This window comes from Roseomonas sp. USHLN139 (assembly GCF_037145735.1).
GTDB lineage: Bacteria > Pseudomonadota > Alphaproteobacteria > Acetobacterales > Acetobacteraceae > Pseudoroseomonas.
The window spans coordinates 1-14,505 of the sequence record NZ_JBBCWY010000019.1 but is presented as its reverse complement, the minus strand read 5'-3'; the positions used below and the strand labels follow the sequence as shown (position 1 = coordinate 14,505).

Genomic DNA, 14,505 nt, shown 5'->3' with positions numbered 1-14,505 from the left:
TCTGTCAAAAAGCATGATTCCTTAGCGTTGCCTCTAGGCGCATTGTCTCATGCATGGCAATGTTATTTCGTTAGAGGAAAGAGTGCCTTCATGCAATTTGAAAACTTGCTGGTTCGTCGCATCGCGATGCATGAGATATTCAAGCGTGACGACGACAAGTCGATCAAGCCGCCCGTTCTTGCGCAGAGGCTGGAAACCTTAAGCGCGGAGGCGATGGGCGCTTTCCGGCTTCGAATGACAGAGGCTCTTTCTGGCCAAAGCCAGAGTCTACAAATGCGGATCATCCACCATGGGCCAGGCACATTCCTCGATTTAGCAGAATCTCTTCTGGGGTCAGACGATGCTTCTTATTTGGAAGGCTCAAAGGCCTTTGCAAATAAGTTGGCTGCAAATCAGATGGCGCGCCGGATTCCAGGCGGAATCCTTCTCGTTTTCGACGGAACGGTTGGCGCTCGTTCTGTTCCGTTCTTAGGCGTGATCAAGGCCGAAACTCAAGCCGGCTTCAGACGCTCTGCCACAGGACCTGATGCTGTTGTCGAATTCATTCAAAACATTTTTTTAACGCCTGCAACTAGGCTTTATAAAATTGGGATCGTCGCTTTTGATGATCTTGGAAAGCCTAAGCCTGAGGGAAGGCACGCGTTCGTTTTCGACAGCAACATCTCTGTCAGCAACCGAGAGGCGGCAGCGTCATATTTTTACGAGGCGTTTTTGGGGTGCGCCATGCCAAGCGACGGCCCCTACGAAACTGCCCGATTCTTTGATCTGACAAAGGGCTTCGTCCGAAAATCTGCTTTGGACGCCGACAAAAAACGTGAGCTGATCGACAGCCTTTACGTTTTCGTCCGTGATGAACAGGCACCTACATTCACAGCGGATCAATTTTCCACACGCTACCTACCGCAAGATATGCAGGATGGTTTTGCCGCCTTCTTGGATACAAAGAAATTTACCACCGGCGCAGTAGTCAGGGACACCTCTGGCATGGGATCGCGCTTGCGCCGAAGGCGCCTGAAGTTTGGCACAGATATTGAGTTGTCTGCTTCTCCAGAAGCGCTAAAAGATAAGATCAAAATTGAGGCCATCAAAGCTGACGGCGAGGATCATCTGAGATGGACTCGCATCACGATCCAGGACGTTATGACCGGCGAGCAATGAGCGATCGCGAGACACAGCTTCTAGAGCTCTGGCGTAAAGAGCGTCCCATGTATGAGGCGTGGGGCGCTTGTGTCTCCCAGACACTGACAGACGCGATCTCGGCGGAAGTTGACCCGGCCGAGTTAGATCTGTTTTTCCGCATCCCTCTAAAGCCACGCACTAAGGGGGAAAATTCTCTACTGACCAAGGCTTTCAGGAGAGGGAAGCCGTACGAAGATCCGTACAACGACATCGAGGATAAGGTTGGAGTTCGAATTGTCGTTTTGTTCAGCGAAGAAATTCGCACCGTAGAGCGCGCAATATGTGCCTGCGAAAAGTGGAACTTTGTAAAAGCTCGAGATTTTGAGCAGGAAAGAGATATTCGCCCATTTGAGTTTGACTATCAGTCGCTACATTATATCGTGCGCGCCAAAGGAAAGAATTTCTTTGCCGAAGAAGAAATTTTAGAGGGTACCGCGTGCGAAATTCAAATTAGAACAATACTTCAGCATGCTTATAGTGAACTGACGCATGATACAATATATAAGCCCAGCATAAAGGCGGAGCCCGGGGTAAAGAGGGCTGCAGCCAAAAGCATGGCTTTGATTGAAGCTACTGATGACTACTTTACTGAAGTTCGAGCTCGTATTTTATCTGCTCAGGAGCCTTCAAGAAAAATCTCTTCTTCTCTGGACGATATGTATAAAATTTTTGTCGGATTATTGCCCGACAAATCTCCACTTAATACTATTTTAATAGATTATTATAAGAATTTTTGGGGAGAAGAAGGTAGCTCTGATATTTTAGATTTTTTGAAGTCAAAGCCTTTTCTTTCTGACAGAATAAAAGAGAGATTTCCAAATGACTTACTATATAGACAACCTGCTTCTATTTTAATTTATTGGTCAATCAAGCAAGCGCCACGAGCAGTTTCTCTAGACGGTCCTCTTTCTGAAAGTGAATTAGCTCCATTTTATAGCGATCTTGGAATTAGTTTTCCCAATTCAAGAATATAATGTCTCATGATGCAGTGGAAGTTTTTTTATTTATATATCGATATGAGTAGATTGCTGGCCACGACTGAAAGACGGAAGATCTCGACCTGCTGCTACGACATGGTCTTCCTCCTGCCCGAGCTTTGCGCCAAGCCGCACACAGGCCTCGCCGATGGCGACCAGAGCAGCGCTAGCTCGGCCTCCTAAACGGTCCCGCTTTCCACAATGGGTCTTGGATCTTGCTCTACGGATACTAGACCCTTAGGCGATGGGGGCGCACCACCTCTGACAGCGCCATGCTATTAGGTGGGGCCATGCTTCTCCGCCGCTCCTTCTTTGCCGCTCTGCTGCTGATTCTTGCCGGTCCGCTGGCAGCAACGGAGCTAGCTGGCCAGGTCGTTGCCATCGCCGATGGCGACACGTTGACGCTGCTGACCGCTGAGCGCCGTCAGGTGCGGATCCGTCTGGCTGGGATCGACACGCCGGAAAGCCGGCAGCCCTATGGCACCCGCGCGCGTCAGGAGCTGGCGGGCTTGGCTTTTCGCCAGCAAGTCCGCATCGAGGTGCAGGACGTTGACCGCTACGGTCGAACCGTGGGCACGGTCTTCGTCGGCCGCAGCAACATAAACGCGGAGATGGTTCGCCGCGGCGCGGCCTGGGTGTATGGCCGGTACAACAAGGACCCAGCGCTGCCGCGGTTGGAAGTGGCCGCACGCCAGGCGCGCGCCGGGCTCTGGGCGCTGCCACCCGCTGAGCGCGTGCCGCCCTGGGAATGGCGCCGGCCGCGGCGCTGAGCGCCGCGGCCAGATCGGCCGCTATGCGTCGTCGGTCGCTGGATCGTCGGCGGCGGCGGCCGCGAAGGGCCTCGCCGGCGCGGGGTACTTGGCCGCATGCGTGGCGCGAACCTCTAACCAAGCTTCGACATCATCGGGAATGCGGACGGTGCCGCGCGCCCATTGCCGGACGGTGCCTTCATGGCGTTCGAGCTGGCGTGCGAGGCCACGCTGGGTCCAGTCCAGCAGGGCCAGGCATTCGCGGAAGCGGTCGGGGGTCATTGTCCCCCCTTCCTCTCAGCAACCGCCGCCTTCAGCAAGTCCAGATACTCGGGGCGGCCGGCCCGCGCGGCGTCGGCCACCGCGCTGATGAAGTCCTCGGCGGTCATATCAGGGAAGATCGCGGCGAAGGCAGTGATCAGGGCGTCGATCTGGGTGGAGCTGGTCATCGGGTCTATCCTCGATCTACCGGGCTTCAGCGCCTCGGTGATCTTGATATACGCAATATGCGTATATTGCGCAAGGGATAATGTGCGCGATTTGCGTATAAAGACGCTGCCTGCCGGCTGTTACCGATAGCGCTGCCACCATTCCGCCCGCTCCATGCCGCAGGGCACGCGCTCGGGCGGCTTCACACCCGGCGGGTAGCGCAGCCATATGCTGTCCTCCGCGGGCGCCCGGCCATGCGGCCGCAGCACCACAACTTCGGCCGGCGCGCGGCAGATGCGGCACCTGAGGCGACCGGCCAGCGCGCCCAGCGTTGTCGGGGGCGTTGGCACCTTCATCAGGGTCGAGACCAGGCAGGCGCGCGCGCCATGCTCCGTGCAGCCGGCCACCAGCATCCACCGGACGAAGTCATCCACCGGCTCGGCAAGCCGGTAGCGCATGATTTTCTCAGCGCTCCAGTTGTGCGCCATGGGTCAGCCCTGCAGCAGATCCTCGAGCACCGGCACCACGATGCCCATGCGGCGATGCGGCATGCCAGGCGCCCCGCTGTACCGATCATCACGCAGTGTGGCCTGGTGTACCCGCTCGCCGCAGTGACGGCACCGCATACGGGCGACAGCGGCGCTCAGCAGTTGCCAGGTCGGCAGCTGGCGCTGCTCGATCATCCGATCGATCGACCAGGCGGTGATGCAGCAGCCGCAGTGCGTGTTGAGATACCAGCCGCGCCAATCACCGACGCAGCCGCCGGCGGGCGGCATCACGACCACCGGCGGCTTGTTCATGGCCCGGGCCGGCCTTGTCGCCGCGGCGGCGGGTGCCGGGCATGCACGCCGGCGAGCTCGGAGGCGTAGGCCCGCAGCCAGGCGGCGATATCGTCCGGGACCTTGGCGTTGCCGCTGGCCATCTTGCGGATGGTGCTGTCTGCCAGGTTCAGCTGGCCGGCCGCCTCGCCGGGGCTCCAGCGGATGACGCGCAGCGCCTTGCCGAACTCGTAGGCGTCCATCGGCCGCGGCGACGCCGTGGCGGCGATCTGGCCGGCCAGCTCTGCACGATAAACCCCGTTCACCGTGCCCAGGTGCGGCACCAGGCGTAATGCCATGATCAGAGACCCCGGCCGGCGGCGACCAGCGCCTCGCGGGCGGCTTTCAGGGCGGCAAGGGCATTGTTGCCATGCCGCTGGGCCACGGTGTCGCTGGCATCCACATCGTCCATCATGTCGCCGGCGGCCTCGATGCCCTCCAGCAGCTGCTCCTGCATCTCGCCCAGCCGGTCGCGCAGCTCGATGCGCTGCTCCTCACCGGCGCCATCGAGCCAGGCCTGCACCATGCCCTGCACCTCGCGGCGCATGCGGTCGGGCGCCGCCGGGCGCGCCGCCAGCGCAGCGATCCGCTCCAGAGCGGGCTTGGTCAGGATCCGTTGGGGCTCCGGCTCGGCGGCCGGGTGGGCAGTCTTGCGGGCCATCAGGCAGTCTCCAGGCAAGGCAAGCGGGAGCGCGTGGGGGCGCACCTGCAACCTAAAACTAGAACATAAAGAGAACAAGATAGGAGATAGTTGCCTGGCATTCTCGCGAAAGGCGAGCTGTCGGGGCGCGGCTTTGCCGGCTCCCCTGCCCTTCCCTGCCTATGCGGTCGCTTCCAGGTCCTCCAGCAGGCCCAGCCGCGCCGCTGCAGCGCGCAGCCACGCCGGGTCAGGCGGCGTGGTCGGCGCCGGCAGCGCCGTCCGCTGCCATTCTTCTTCCTGGATCTTATCTTCAGAGGCTGAGGCTGACCGGAAGCCGGTATCGCTCGGCGGCGCCCAGCCGGCCGGCGCCCGGAACAGGTAGGCGCTGGTCACCTGGCACCAGCGCCGCCCAACCACCAGGCCGCGACGGATCCGCAGCAGGATGCCGGCGGCCTCCAGGCGGTCGAGTGCTTCCTGTGCCGTGGAGCGCGCCACGGCGGCCGCCTCCGCGATTTGGGCAATGGCCGGGTCGCAGGCGCCGGCGCGGCCCCACCCACGGTAGAGCAACGCCCAGAGCACGCGCAGGCCGGTCTGCCGCAGCTCGCCCCCGTGCCGGCCGCTGCCGGGCTGGCGGGTCGCCCGCTCACGCCGCCGCGCAGCCTCCATCAGCTGCACACGGTCGGCATGGCCGAGCCGCTGCTGCTGCCAGCTTGCGACAGCGACCGAGCCCCGCCGCGCGGGCGCAAAGGTTCGGATGGGCATGGCGATCTGCCAGCCCAGCACCAGGATTTTGGACGCAGATACCCCTCACCGCGCGCTTGCGGTTTTCCGAAGAGAGACGTAGCCTGGGGTTCTCACGCCTGCCGGGCTACGGTTCGGTTTTGAGAGGGTCGGTGTCTAGTAGCTCTGCTGCTGGCCCGGCCCTTTCTGTTTCTGGGCGAATCTAGGCCGCGCGGAATGCGCGGCGGTTCAATGATTCCCCGCCGCGCTCTCGATGACAAGAAAGGAAATTCAGAGCGTTAGATAGCTAGAAAGCTAGCTAACTATCTTTCTATATAGCTAGCTTTATAGCTAAGTCGGCAGGCCAAGCTTCCTGAGCTGCTCTTCTGTCCATTCGGATAGGGCGCGCTCCATCACCTCCTGCTTTCGGAGCCCGAGGCGCAGTGCCAAGTAGTGGCATTTCAGCGCCAAGGGTTCGGCCACCTTGACGTTCATCTGAACACGCAGGTCAGGGCGGACCTTCGGATCTGTCCATGGCAGATCGAGGCGAGGTGCGGGAGCTGCGGAAGCACCTGCGATGAAGTCTTCCGCAGTAGCGGGCGCGGCAGGACGTCGCGGAGGCATCTTGATGGCCATGGTCAGGCTCCTGCGAAAAGCTCGTCGTGAAGGAAGCCAATTTCACTGCAGGCTTTGGAATCGCGCCTCGGCATTTCGTCGACGGTCAAGCCCTCGCCCGCCGAGTGATTGAAGGCTGCCCGGAACACCGTCATGCTCTTCATCAGGGTGAAACGAGGGACGTCGGCCATGACTTCCGTCGCCTCCTTTCTGGCCCGATCGAGAGCAGTTGGCGGGACCTGGGACAGGCAGACCGCTGCTTTCAGGTTGTCGTTGAAGCCTTCCGCCAGCGCCACGACCTCGCCCATCTTGATCAGGGTCCAGAAGTCGAAAGAGCCGGGCCGCAGCGGCATCAGCAGCGTGTTCGCGGCAAGCATGGCCGATCGAAACTCCTGGCTATCAGCTCCGCCCGTATCCACCACCACGTCCTGGTAGTGGCGAGCCAACTCCCGCAGCTCGATATGAACCTTGCCCCCCCGAAGGCTGACGCAGGGGAACTGAGGCACATGCTGATGCTCTTTCCGAGCATCGCTCCAGATCGTCGAGGTGCCCTGACTGTCAGCGTCCACCAATACAACCGTTCGACCCATGGCAGCCCGTGCGGCTGCCATGTGAGTTGCGAGCGTCGTCTTGCCGACGCCACCCTTTTCCCCACCGACCATAAGAATCACCGGTCATCTCCCACAGCTATCTAACTAGCTAGCTAGATATATAGCTACAAATCTAGCTAGATAGATAGCTAGATTCTCGAGTGGCTTTTTTTGAGCACCGTATCCGTGCAGGAGCACAGTAGGTCACCCTCGTGCCGCACAGTGCTAGCCTGGGTTATGGTCAGCCCCGCCGCCGTGAGGAGGTCCATGATAGAGGCGGCCGTGTCCATGGCAGCGTGACCGGCATCCACAGTGTTGGGCATTCTTTCGCGGAAGCGCAGTGCCCGGGCGATGGCCTCCTGCATCTGACTGTTGTGCTCGCGTTTCATGCCGCGGCGTCCTTCTTCGCCGCCGGCGGCGCCTTCGCATAGCGCTCCAGCCGCACCAGGCCGAGCGACCGCAGCACCGCCGGCGTCGGCGAAGAGCGCGCGCTATCGACATCAGTAACCTGGCCTTTCATCAACCCGTGCGTCCGTGCAAACGCGGACAGGCCGCCGGCATCTTTCTGCGCGCGCCGCAGCTCGCGGGTGACGTCCAGGCGATCGAGCAGCGGCTCGACGTGGAAGGTCTGGCTGGTGCCGATGCCGGGCAGCGCATCGCCGCCGGCGACGACGCGAACGCCCTGGCGCAGAACCTGCAGCGCCGCGCGGTCGACGGGCCGGTCGGCCTCCTCGAGGCGGAGCCCTGTCGTGATGCAGTGGCTGACCCGGTCGCCGCGCAGTAGCGCTGCCAGCAGCTCGCCTGGGCAGGTGATCGGCTTGCGGTCACGCATGGCGCTGATCGCGGAGAGCTTCGGCGGCCGAGGCAGGGCAGGGGGTCAGGCAGGCCATGCAAGCGCCCTCAGGTCGGAGGCGCGCAGAAAGGCCTCGTTGGACACCGCGAAGGCTTCCTTCGCATCAGCGTCACGGTCCTCGGCCATGGCCTGGTAGGCGGCGGCCTGCGCGGCCCAGCCGTGCTGCTTCGCGTGTAGGTAGCAGCGCAGCATGCTGGCTGGCGGCGCGGTGTCGCACTTCATGCCGTAGCTGGCGGCACGACGTAAGCAGAAGCCTGCCGACGAGCGGAGGACCGCAGCACGCGCCTGGCGCACGCTGGTGAAGATGCCCGGCGCGGCGGCGGCCGGCGGCGCGGGCCGGAGGCCGAGGATCGAGCGATCGGCGGTCTGAGCAGAGATCAGCTGCACGGGATGGCCTCGACGGTGCGGATGATGGCGGTGAGCCGGGCGGCACGGCTGCGGGCGCTCTCGGCGTTCTTGGCGCAGATGTCCGCCTGCTGCAGAAGCTGCGCTTCTTCAGGGCGGAGCGCGGCCTCCCATCCGGCGTGCAGGCAGCCCAGGAAGCGCGTGACCGTTTGCGCATCAGCCTGGCGCCGCAGAAGATACGCGGCTTCCTGTACCTTGATGGCCTCGGCCTGCGCATGGCCGGCGGCGTTCCGTAGGTCGGGCAGCAGCGGCACCAGGTCGCTGACCGCGAAGCACAGGGCGGGCGAGGTGAGGGGCTTGAGAGGGGGTTGCATCAGCGCGCCGCCCCTGGGGCGTTGCTAATGGCCGTGTCTGCTTTCGGACCAGACGGGCGGTTGTCATTAGCCGGCGGTAGGACGCGGCATTCGCCTCCTATAGCCAGCAGACAGAGCGGGACGAGCATATGACCTCCTGCACCAAGGAAGTGGCGCAGGGGCATACTATGTGCACACCAGGTGTACGTTCAATTTAAATGTGCACACATAGTGCACAAAGATGAGCTCCGAATGGTTCCCTCTCAGTAGGAGTAGGAACCTATTGGTCAATTTTCGGGCTTGATGTTCATGTTACGTTCCAACCATGATGCGGCGAGCGCCAGAAAGGTCTATCAATGCACTTCTCCCAAATTGTCAGTTTTCGCCCTCCGGGAGAGCCGCGCGCTTCGGCTGAGCCTGTTCCGCTGCCGCTGTTAGAAGCACGTCCGCAATTCGCTTCGGGAGACCCGAAGGGTCGCCCAGAAGAACATAATCGACGGTCACGCCGGTAGCGCGGCAAAATCGGTAGAGCGCGTAGTGCTGCGGGTAAGCTGTGCCGCGCATCCAGTTGCCCAGATGGTTTCTGGTAACACCCATCATGGTGGCCGCCTGGGCATAGGAAAGGTCGAGCGCGTCAATCGCTTGGCGAAGGCGTAGCCCGACCGCCTTGCGATAGGCGGTTTCCGGCATGATCAAGATGTCCATAGCGACGGAAGGTGCACTAGTGGTGCATTCTTGTCGGTGCACGAATGGACTTGCTTTGGCGTGCACATCGTGTGCACTTTGCGGACTATGCAAGACCTCGAAAATGCCATTCGGCTCGCTGGGGGCGTCACGAAGCTGGCCCGGCGGCTGCAGGTGGGCAAAAGCGCCATCGGCAATTGGCGCCGACGCGGCAAGGTGCCACCGAAGCAGGCGATCGCGATTCATCTGCAATTCGGCATCCCCCTCGGTGGTCTTGCAGGGCAAGAGCGGCCCACGCCGCCGGCTGCCGCCGAGCCGCCGACGGACAGCTCTTCGACCAGCAGAGCATCGGTCTCACCGCGGCCTTAGCCAATCGGAGCCTGTCCACATGACCCCGGTGAAGCTCACCGCCACTGAAGAAACGCTGAAGGCGGCGACCCGTGTGCTGCTGGAGGAGCGGGCGCCGCTGGAAGCCATCGCGCTGGAGACGCGCGTGGGCCGCTCTCAGCTCGGCACCTACCAGTCCCGCGCCAGCAGCCTGTTCATGCCGATCGACATCCTCGCGCGGCTGTTCGAGCTGCGGCGCGAGGAAGCGGCCGTCCGCGGAAGCACGGACGCCCCTGCGCTGCTGGTGGAGCTCGCCCGCTGCGCCGGCTTCGGCCTGGTGCCGATGCAGAAGGCCAGCGGCGAGGATCTGCTGGCCTGCCTCGCCGAATGGTCGCGCGAGGTTTCCGATGTGCATGCCGCCGTGCTGGACGCGCTGCGTGACGGCAAGATCTGCGCCGAGGATGCGGCCCGCATCGAGGCCGAGACCATGGACATGCTCGGCGACGCGAAGCGCCTGCTCGGCGCCCTGCGAGCGCGGGTGCAGGACGCCGCTGACCGCGGCGGCCAGCAGGCCGCCTGATGCCCGCCGCATCAGCCTGCGCGGCGCTGGCGCCGCGCATCACCCCCCAACGTCTCCACCTCACGCTTGAGGCGATTCTCCATGCCTTCCCGTAGCGCCGCCGAGCGGCTCTTCCTGATGCTCGAGCAGGATGTGCGGCTGCGCACCCTTCCGGCCGCCGCCCAGCTGATCTGGATGAAGCTGATGCGCCTGGCAGCCGCAGCAGGGCAGGGCGGGCTTTTGGTTTTCGGTTCCGAGATTGGGTTTTCCCATGGGTTTCTGGTTTCGGTTTCCCTCGCGGTTTCCCATACGCAAACCGAAACCGAAACCGCTCTGGAAACCCTGGCGGCCCGCAACCTGATCGAGATTTTGCCCGACGAGTCCGGCCTGGTGATGCCCGGGGTTCGGGCCGCCACTGAGCGGTCAAACATCAATCGGAACAACGCTCTGCGGGGTGGCCGGCCGCGCAAAGGCGAGACGGCAGAGGATGCGCGCCGGCGCCGCCAGGGCGAGCTGATGCTGCCCATTTCCGGCGGCCTGGCGGAAACCGAAAAAACCGAACCGAAACCGACCGACGGAAACCCCACTACTACTACTGAAAGATATATATCTACTGGTGGTAGTAACGCGCGCGAGGTTTCCGGCGACGCCGCCCTCGCGCAGGATCTCGCCAGCATCGCCGGCATTGCCCTGCGCCTCATCTCCCGGGATCTGCGGGTCATCGCCGACTGGCGCGCCGCCGGCGTGTCGGTGGAGGCCATGCGGCAGACGGTGCGGGATGTGGCTTCGCGCCCTGCCTTCGACGCTACTCGGGTTCAGACGCTGGGCTATTTCACCCGCGCCATCCGCCGCGCTGCCGGGCTAGCCGAGAGCGGCGAGGCGCCGGCCGCCGCGCCCGTGGTCGAGAACCCGCCGCGGCCGGCCCCGAAGGAGCGCGACGAGGAAGGCTACACCCGCGAGGAGCGGGAGCTGGTCGACAAGCTGTTCGGTTTGATCCGTGGCGGCGCGAAGGCTGACAACCAGGCGCGCATCCGGCTCACCAACTTCCTGAAGCATTGCCACAAGGACGTCTGGGCACGCATCGCGCCGAAGGTGGAGGAGGCGGCATGAAGAGCGGCCAAGCTTGCCCTACCACAGGCCGCTTCCGGAAAAATCCCGGTTTTGTTCCATATATTGCGAGAAATTCCTGCCTTTCCTTCACGGAACCGTGTATCTTGGGCGTAACGCTGCATGGAGTGGCGTCCAGGAGGCAGGATGACCGCAGCGCGCACAATCGACCTGGCCCAGCTGCAGGCAGCAGCCGCCTCCGTCGTCTCTCCGGCCAGCCGGAAAGCACGGCTGGCGCGGCTGCAGCGCCCGCCCGAGTTTCCGCCGGCCGAGGTGACGCACCGCCGGCCCATCGAGCCCGAGCCCATGACGCCTGACCCGGGCCGCGCTTCGCGCCTTGCCCAGCGCGCTGGCTTGCTGATCGGCCAGGAGATCGGCCGGTCACGCGCCGAGCGGAACGCCGCCGAGATGCGCCGGGTCCGAGCAACCGGCAACGCTGACCGCGCGGCTGAGCTGCAGCGCATGGCCGCCGAGGCCGGTGTCGCCGGGCCTGACCGCGGCACCGATGGCGCTGCCATGGCGGCGCGCCCTTCGGACATCGTCGAGGCGCGGGTTGCAGGGGAGCGGGCGGAAGACGTCCGCCGCATGCTGGACGACGATCCGATCCAGCTGATGGGGCTCACGCCGCACCAGCTCGAGGCGGCCGAGATCCTGAGCAGCACCTATCGCGAGGCGCTGCCGGCGATGGAGCTCCCGGGAGGCTATGGCAATGGCGGCCGTGCCGGGCAGCGTCATCTCACCTACGACCAGTACCAGGCCGCGCAGCGCGCCTGGCACGACTACGATCAGTGGATGGGGCTGATCCGCAAGTGGCGGAGCACGCGCCACGAGAACGCGGTGCGCGACGCCGTGGTGCTGCGCGAGCCGGCGGCGAGCTGGCGTGTGCAGGAAGGGCTAGAGGTGCTGGCCCAACATTGGGGCCTGGCCGGCGGCGGCTGGCGCGGGCCGCTGGACTGATCCTGCGGCGCGCCGGCGGGCGAGGGCGGAGAACCCGCCCGCCGACATGTAGAGCTCAGGAAGCGCGCGAGGCGCGGATCGCTTCCCGGGCAGCATCGGCCAGGAAGGCCGAGCGGTTCTTGCCCTGGCTCTTGGCCACCATGTCGATGGTGGAGAGCAGGCCCTCCTCGATGCTGACGTTCACCCGCATCGCCTTGCCGGGCATCTCCACCCGCACCAGCAGGCGGGCGGCGACGGCGATATCCTCCTCGACCTCGACGGCGTCCAGCGGCGTGGCGGCCGGGATGGCCTCGCCAGCCTGCAGCATCTCGTCGACCCACATCGCCAGGGCCTCCTCGGCGTTGCGCGCCGCCTCGTCCAGCGTGTCGCCGCCGGAGGTGCAGCCGGGCAGATCCGGGAAGAAGACGCCAAAGCCCTCGGTTTCGGCCCGCTCCACGATAGCGGGGTAATATTTCACTGCCATAAGATCACCTATCAAAGGGTCTTTTTAGAAAAGGCCGAAGCCCCGGGTTTACCGGAGCTTCAAGCCGCTTGTCTTTTCGATCTGCCTCAGTGTTCCTAGCGGCATGTCCTTTCTTGGGTGCTGGACGACTACTAGTTCGGTTCGCCCTGGTTTTCTAAATTTCCGGTGGCTCGAACCATTCCGGGGAAGCTCTTGCCATCCATCTGCTTCAAGCGCCCGGATGACATCTTTGCTGCTTACTGAGTGGCCCACCGCGCTCCGCCGCCGCTGTTGATGTGTGTATATATACACAACATCGCGGAAGACTGCAAGAGACTTGTGTAGCTTTACGCAAGTATCTTCGGCGAAAAATGACCAGTTGACGCCAGCCGGCGGAATGGGCATAAAGAACCCGCTGCCACAGCTGCGCCCGGAGCCCTGAAAAAGGGCCTTCCGGGCGTTTTCATTTCCGGCGCCTGGCGCGCCCCTTGGCAGCCAGGAACCCCGACATGCTCCCGAAATCCTCGGCTCGCGCCGCGCCCAGCCGCGCGGCCGTGACGCCGTTCGTCACCGCCGAAGAGGCGTGGCTCTGGACGATGGCCGCGCTGATCGCCCGCCGCGAGGGCGCGCCGCTGACCTCGCTGCGCAACACCGTGCCGACGCCGGCCATGGGCATCACGCCGCCGACGCGGCCCTGCGAGCCCGACGACGTGGTGAAGTGTCTCGACCGCCTCTATCGCCAGCGCCGCATCGAGCTGGCGCATGCGCGGATTCTGCGCATCTGGGGCGAGCGGCAGGAGCCGCCTGATCCGCAATACGACCACGGCGACCATCGCCTGTGGAAAGAGGCGTTGGACCGGCTCGAATGGCCGCTCCGCGAAAAGGGCATCCTCGCGCCGAGCACGCTCAGCGCCATCCGCCGGCTGGAGGCTGTGCTTTGATCTACCGCACCACGGTGCTGCGCGGCGCCTGGACGGCGACGCTGGGCAACTGGCTGTTCCTCGACCATCCCGACCGCGAGCCCTACTCGCTGCGCCAGGCGGCCGAGCTGATCGGCCGCGAGTTCCGCCTCGAGGGCGCCTGGCTCCGTGTCTACCAGCTGCTGCAGGCGGCCGGGCATCTGCCGCGCAGCACCGAAAGCAAGATCGAGCCGGCCACCCCCGCCCTGGTCAGCCGCTTCATCATCGGCCTGCTGACCGACGCCGCCGGCCTGATCAAGGCCGAGGGCAGCCCCATCCTGGCGGATGGCAAGTCGGTCACGTTGGAGAGCGGCAAGCCGGCGCCGCCGCTGTCCGACATCATCGCGAACGGGCTGCGCTTCGGCGTTCCGCCCTTCGATGAAGTCGAGCTCTGCCCGTCGCAGAGCTGGGCGCGGGTCAGCTCGCCGGGCGGCGCCCCGCAGACCTTCATGCTGGTCTGAGGCCATGCGCAGCCTCTGCTACGGGGCCTGCGAAAGCGGCCGCCGAGCCCCGCGTTGTGACAACGGCGGCAACGACGGGTCGCCGTTGTCATAGAGGCCGGCTGGTCAGGTCAGCATCGCCTCATAGAAGCGGTGCGCATCCTCGACCAGGCGCAACATACCCACCTCTGTCCCGTCGGGCATGTCGACGACTACATAATCGTCCGCATCAAAGATGAGTTCGTCCCATGTTTGGTTGTCCCAACCTGCGGGTTCAGTCCGGGCCGAGCTTAGGTCGCGGATCTGCGCAGTCTTCCTATCCAGCGTCATATGCTTGCCGGCATCGGCAATGTCGCGAACCAGGGCAACCGCTTTGGACTGCCTGCCCCAGGCATCCCGCCAGTCGGACAGCTTTGAACCTTTAGCTCCTTCGGGCAGGGCTGCTCCGCAGTGGAAGAGGTAGTCGGCCAATTGGTTCACGGCGATCGCGGCTAGTAGGGCAAGACGGATGCTTTCGGGCTTCTGCCACGCCTCGGCGAGGGTCGGCGACACGACCACTTCGTTGAACCACCGGGCTCGCGATGGCTGATCTCCAGGCATTTCAGCCTCCACTGCTGGGCTTTCGTGAGCCTCTCGACCGGCCCAGAACCCTTTACGCATCGTCAAACGTCCGTTTGGAAGCGTAAAGCCCCACCACCCCACATCCCCCGGTGAAAATGGCCCGCAGACCGCCTCAGAAGGCGCCAGGCGGCGCCGGCGGCG

The 14,505-nt window shown here is 63.7% G+C and carries 25 protein-coding genes; 9 read left to right on the top strand and 16 right to left on the bottom strand.

From position 1 onward, the window contains the following. The first annotated feature begins 90 nt into the window (after positions 1 to 90). The 3 genes from WFI16_RS25920 to WFI16_RS25910 all read left to right on the top strand — a co-directional run bounded on the left by WFI16_RS25920 (position 91) and on the right by WFI16_RS25910 (position 2,926). Positions 91 to 1,158, top strand: a complete 1,068-nt coding sequence (locus tag WFI16_RS25920; RefSeq protein ID WP_419900763.1) for a nucleoid-associated protein — start codon at positions 91 to 93, stop codon at positions 1,156 to 1,158. After that, positions 1,155 to 2,153: a GTP pyrophosphokinase gene (locus WFI16_RS25915; RefSeq protein ID WP_419900762.1), complete on the top strand. Its 999-nt coding sequence runs from the start codon at positions 1,155 to 1,157 to the stop codon at positions 2,151 to 2,153. Before WFI16_RS25920 ends, WFI16_RS25915 begins: the two co-directional genes overlap by 4 nt. A 293-nt stretch (positions 2,154 to 2,446) precedes the next feature. Beyond that, the gene (locus tag WFI16_RS25910; protein ID WP_419900761.1) at positions 2,447 to 2,926 is read left to right on the top strand and encodes a thermonuclease family protein; all 480 of its coding nucleotides are present in this window, start codon (positions 2,447 to 2,449) and stop codon (positions 2,924 to 2,926) included. A gap of 21 nt (positions 2,927 to 2,947) precedes the next feature. Here WFI16_RS25910 and WFI16_RS25905 read toward each other — a convergent pair whose 3' ends face one another. The 13 genes from WFI16_RS25905 to WFI16_RS25845 all read right to left on the bottom strand — a co-directional run bounded on the left by WFI16_RS25905 (position 2,948) and on the right by WFI16_RS25845 (position 9,198). Next, the gene (locus WFI16_RS25905) at positions 2,948 to 3,187 is read right to left on the bottom strand and encodes a nuclease (RefSeq protein ID WP_419900760.1); all 240 of its coding nucleotides are present in this window, start codon (positions 3,185 to 3,187) and stop codon (positions 2,948 to 2,950) included. Next, positions 3,184 to 3,354, bottom strand: a complete 171-nt coding sequence (locus WFI16_RS25900; RefSeq protein ID WP_419900759.1) for a hypothetical protein — start codon at positions 3,352 to 3,354, stop codon at positions 3,184 to 3,186. Before WFI16_RS25900 ends, WFI16_RS25905 begins: the two co-directional genes overlap by 4 nt. A gap of 120 nt (positions 3,355 to 3,474) precedes the next feature. Next, positions 3,475 to 3,792 carry a hypothetical protein gene (locus WFI16_RS25895; RefSeq protein ID WP_419900758.1) on the bottom strand — a complete coding sequence of 106 codons (318 nt, stop codon included), beginning with the start codon at positions 3,790 to 3,792 and terminating at the stop codon, positions 3,475 to 3,477. A 33-nt stretch (positions 3,793 to 3,825) separates the two neighbouring features. After that, positions 3,826 to 4,134 carry a hypothetical protein gene (locus WFI16_RS25890; protein WP_419900757.1) on the bottom strand — a complete coding sequence of 103 codons (309 nt, stop codon included), beginning with the start codon at positions 4,132 to 4,134 and terminating at the stop codon, positions 3,826 to 3,828. Then, the gene (locus WFI16_RS25885; RefSeq protein ID WP_419900756.1) at positions 4,131 to 4,451 is read right to left on the bottom strand and encodes a hypothetical protein; all 321 of its coding nucleotides are present in this window, start codon (positions 4,449 to 4,451) and stop codon (positions 4,131 to 4,133) included. The genes WFI16_RS25890 and WFI16_RS25885 overlap by 4 nt, the downstream gene beginning before the upstream one ends. A gap of 2 nt (positions 4,452 to 4,453) precedes the next feature. Continuing rightward, positions 4,454 to 4,813, bottom strand: a complete 360-nt coding sequence (locus WFI16_RS25880) for a hypothetical protein (protein ID WP_419900755.1) — start codon at positions 4,811 to 4,813, stop codon at positions 4,454 to 4,456. Positions 4,814 to 4,972: 159 nt separating this feature from the next. Further along, on the bottom strand, positions 4,973 to 5,575 hold the full coding sequence (locus tag WFI16_RS25875) for a hypothetical protein (RefSeq protein WP_419900754.1): 603 nt from the start codon (positions 5,573 to 5,575) through the stop codon (positions 4,973 to 4,975). 288 nt (positions 5,576 to 5,863) lie between these two features. Next, on the bottom strand, positions 5,864 to 6,148 hold the full coding sequence (locus WFI16_RS25870) for a hypothetical protein (protein ID WP_419900753.1): 285 nt from the start codon (positions 6,146 to 6,148) through the stop codon (positions 5,864 to 5,866). 2 nt (positions 6,149 to 6,150) lie between these two features. Further along, the gene (locus tag WFI16_RS25865; RefSeq protein WP_419900790.1) at positions 6,151 to 6,789 is read right to left on the bottom strand and encodes an AAA family ATPase; all 639 of its coding nucleotides are present in this window, start codon (positions 6,787 to 6,789) and stop codon (positions 6,151 to 6,153) included. A gap of 313 nt (positions 6,790 to 7,102) precedes the next feature. Continuing rightward, complete coding sequence (locus WFI16_RS25860) at positions 7,103 to 7,549, bottom strand: hypothetical protein (protein WP_419900752.1); 447 nt, start codon at positions 7,547 to 7,549, stop codon at positions 7,103 to 7,105. A 45-nt stretch (positions 7,550 to 7,594) separates the two neighbouring features. After that, positions 7,595 to 7,957 carry a hypothetical protein gene (locus tag WFI16_RS25855; protein WP_419900751.1) on the bottom strand — a complete coding sequence of 121 codons (363 nt, stop codon included), beginning with the start codon at positions 7,955 to 7,957 and terminating at the stop codon, positions 7,595 to 7,597. Further along, positions 7,948 to 8,289, bottom strand: coding sequence for a hypothetical protein (locus WFI16_RS25850; protein ID WP_419900750.1), 342 nt, complete (start codon positions 8,287 to 8,289; stop codon positions 7,948 to 7,950). Before WFI16_RS25850 ends, WFI16_RS25855 begins: the two co-directional genes overlap by 10 nt. Positions 8,290 to 8,643: 354 nt before the next feature. Then, positions 8,644 to 9,198: a helix-turn-helix domain-containing protein gene (locus tag WFI16_RS25845; RefSeq protein ID WP_419900749.1), complete on the bottom strand. Its 555-nt coding sequence runs from the start codon at positions 9,196 to 9,198 to the stop codon at positions 8,644 to 8,646. Between WFI16_RS25845 and WFI16_RS26995 the strand changes: the two genes are divergently transcribed. From WFI16_RS26995 to WFI16_RS25830, 4 genes are all read left to right on the top strand, one after another. Next, positions 9,127 to 9,321 (top strand): helix-turn-helix domain-containing protein, encoded by a 195-nt coding sequence (locus tag WFI16_RS26995; protein ID WP_442970743.1) that lies wholly within the window; start codon positions 9,127 to 9,129, stop codon positions 9,319 to 9,321. The two genes, WFI16_RS25845 and WFI16_RS26995, sit on opposite strands and share 72 nt — an antisense overlap. A gap of 19 nt (positions 9,322 to 9,340) precedes the next feature. Then, the gene (locus WFI16_RS25840) at positions 9,341 to 9,859 is read left to right on the top strand and encodes a phage regulatory CII family protein (protein ID WP_419900748.1); all 519 of its coding nucleotides are present in this window, start codon (positions 9,341 to 9,343) and stop codon (positions 9,857 to 9,859) included. Between the two features lie 81 nt (positions 9,860 to 9,940). After that, entirely contained in the window at positions 9,941 to 10,948 is a 1,008-nt protein-coding gene (locus WFI16_RS25835) for a hypothetical protein (RefSeq protein ID WP_419900747.1), read from the top strand. A gap of 144 nt (positions 10,949 to 11,092) precedes the next feature. Then, positions 11,093 to 11,902 (top strand): hypothetical protein, encoded by an 810-nt coding sequence (locus WFI16_RS25830; RefSeq protein WP_419900746.1) that lies wholly within the window; start codon positions 11,093 to 11,095, stop codon positions 11,900 to 11,902. Positions 11,903 to 11,957: 55 nt separating this feature from the next. Here the strand turns inward: WFI16_RS25830 and WFI16_RS25825 are convergent, their stop codons facing one another. Next, a complete protein-coding gene (locus tag WFI16_RS25825) occupies positions 11,958 to 12,338 on the bottom strand; it encodes a type II toxin-antitoxin system HicB family antitoxin (protein WP_419900745.1) in 381 nt (126 codons plus the stop codon). Positions 12,339 to 12,413: 75 nt separating this feature from the next. After that, complete coding sequence (locus tag WFI16_RS26990; RefSeq protein WP_442970742.1) at positions 12,414 to 12,749, bottom strand: type II toxin-antitoxin system HicA family toxin; 336 nt, start codon at positions 12,747 to 12,749, stop codon at positions 12,414 to 12,416. Between the two features lie 104 nt (positions 12,750 to 12,853). Here WFI16_RS26990 and WFI16_RS25820 point away from each other — a divergent pair, with 104 nt between their 5' ends. Continuing rightward, positions 12,854 to 13,285, top strand: a complete 432-nt coding sequence (locus WFI16_RS25820) for a hypothetical protein (RefSeq protein ID WP_419900744.1) — start codon at positions 12,854 to 12,856, stop codon at positions 13,283 to 13,285. Next, positions 13,282 to 13,764, top strand: a complete 483-nt coding sequence (locus WFI16_RS25815; RefSeq protein WP_419900743.1) for a hypothetical protein — start codon at positions 13,282 to 13,284, stop codon at positions 13,762 to 13,764. The genes WFI16_RS25820 and WFI16_RS25815 overlap by 4 nt, the downstream gene beginning before the upstream one ends. A gap of 105 nt (positions 13,765 to 13,869) precedes the next feature. Here WFI16_RS25815 and WFI16_RS25810 read toward each other — a convergent pair. Further along, a partial coding sequence (locus tag WFI16_RS25810; RefSeq protein ID WP_419900742.1) for a hypothetical protein occupies positions 13,870 to 14,505 on the bottom strand: 636 nt, incomplete at its 5' end.

Coding starts and splice junctions, on each gene's coding strand:
- WFI16_RS25870 (WP_419900753.1), bottom strand. CDS start 6,148: ATGGCCATCAAGATGCCTCCGCGACGTCCTGCCGCGCCCGCTACTGCG.
- WFI16_RS25895 (WP_419900758.1), bottom strand. CDS start 3,792: ATGCGCTACCGGCTTGCCGAGCCGGTGGATGACTTCGTCCGGTGGATG.
- WFI16_RS25905 (WP_419900760.1), bottom strand. CDS start 3,187: ATGACCCCCGACCGCTTCCGCGAATGCCTGGCCCTGCTGGACTGGACC.
- WFI16_RS26990 (WP_442970742.1), bottom strand. CDS start 12,749: ATGCCCATTCCGCCGGCTGGCGTCAACTGGTCATTTTTCGCCGAAGAT.
- WFI16_RS25900 (WP_419900759.1), bottom strand. CDS start 3,354: ATGACCAGCTCCACCCAGATCGACGCCCTGATCACTGCCTTCGCCGCG.
- WFI16_RS25890 (WP_419900757.1), bottom strand. CDS start 4,134: ATGAACAAGCCGCCGGTGGTCGTGATGCCGCCCGCCGGCGGCTGCGTC.
- WFI16_RS25860 (WP_419900752.1), bottom strand. CDS start 7,549: ATGCGTGACCGCAAGCCGATCACCTGCCCAGGCGAGCTGCTGGCAGCG.
- WFI16_RS25910 (WP_419900761.1), top strand. CDS start 2,447: ATGCTTCTCCGCCGCTCCTTCTTTGCCGCTCTGCTGCTGATTCTTGCC.
- WFI16_RS25885 (WP_419900756.1), bottom strand. CDS start 4,451: ATGGCATTACGCCTGGTGCCGCACCTGGGCACGGTGAACGGGGTTTAT.
- WFI16_RS25865 (WP_419900790.1), bottom strand. CDS start 6,789: ATGGTCGGTGGGGAAAAGGGTGGCGTCGGCAAGACGACGCTCGCAACT.
- WFI16_RS25830 (WP_419900746.1), top strand. CDS start 11,093: ATGACCGCAGCGCGCACAATCGACCTGGCCCAGCTGCAGGCAGCAGCC.
- WFI16_RS25850 (WP_419900750.1), bottom strand. CDS start 8,289: ATGCAACCCCCTCTCAAGCCCCTCACCTCGCCCGCCCTGTGCTTCGCG.
- WFI16_RS25845 (WP_419900749.1), bottom strand. CDS start 9,198: ATGAATCGCGATCGCCTGCTTCGGTGGCACCTTGCCGCGTCGGCGCCA.
- WFI16_RS25840 (WP_419900748.1), top strand. CDS start 9,341: ATGACCCCGGTGAAGCTCACCGCCACTGAAGAAACGCTGAAGGCGGCG.
- WFI16_RS25915 (WP_419900762.1), top strand. CDS start 1,155: ATGAGCGATCGCGAGACACAGCTTCTAGAGCTCTGGCGTAAAGAGCGT.
- WFI16_RS25835 (WP_419900747.1), top strand. CDS start 9,941: ATGCCTTCCCGTAGCGCCGCCGAGCGGCTCTTCCTGATGCTCGAGCAG.
- WFI16_RS25880 (WP_419900755.1), bottom strand. CDS start 4,813: ATGGCCCGCAAGACTGCCCACCCGGCCGCCGAGCCGGAGCCCCAACGG.
- WFI16_RS25920 (WP_419900763.1), top strand. CDS start 91: ATGCAATTTGAAAACTTGCTGGTTCGTCGCATCGCGATGCATGAGATA.
- WFI16_RS25820 (WP_419900744.1), top strand. CDS start 12,854: ATGCTCCCGAAATCCTCGGCTCGCGCCGCGCCCAGCCGCGCGGCCGTG.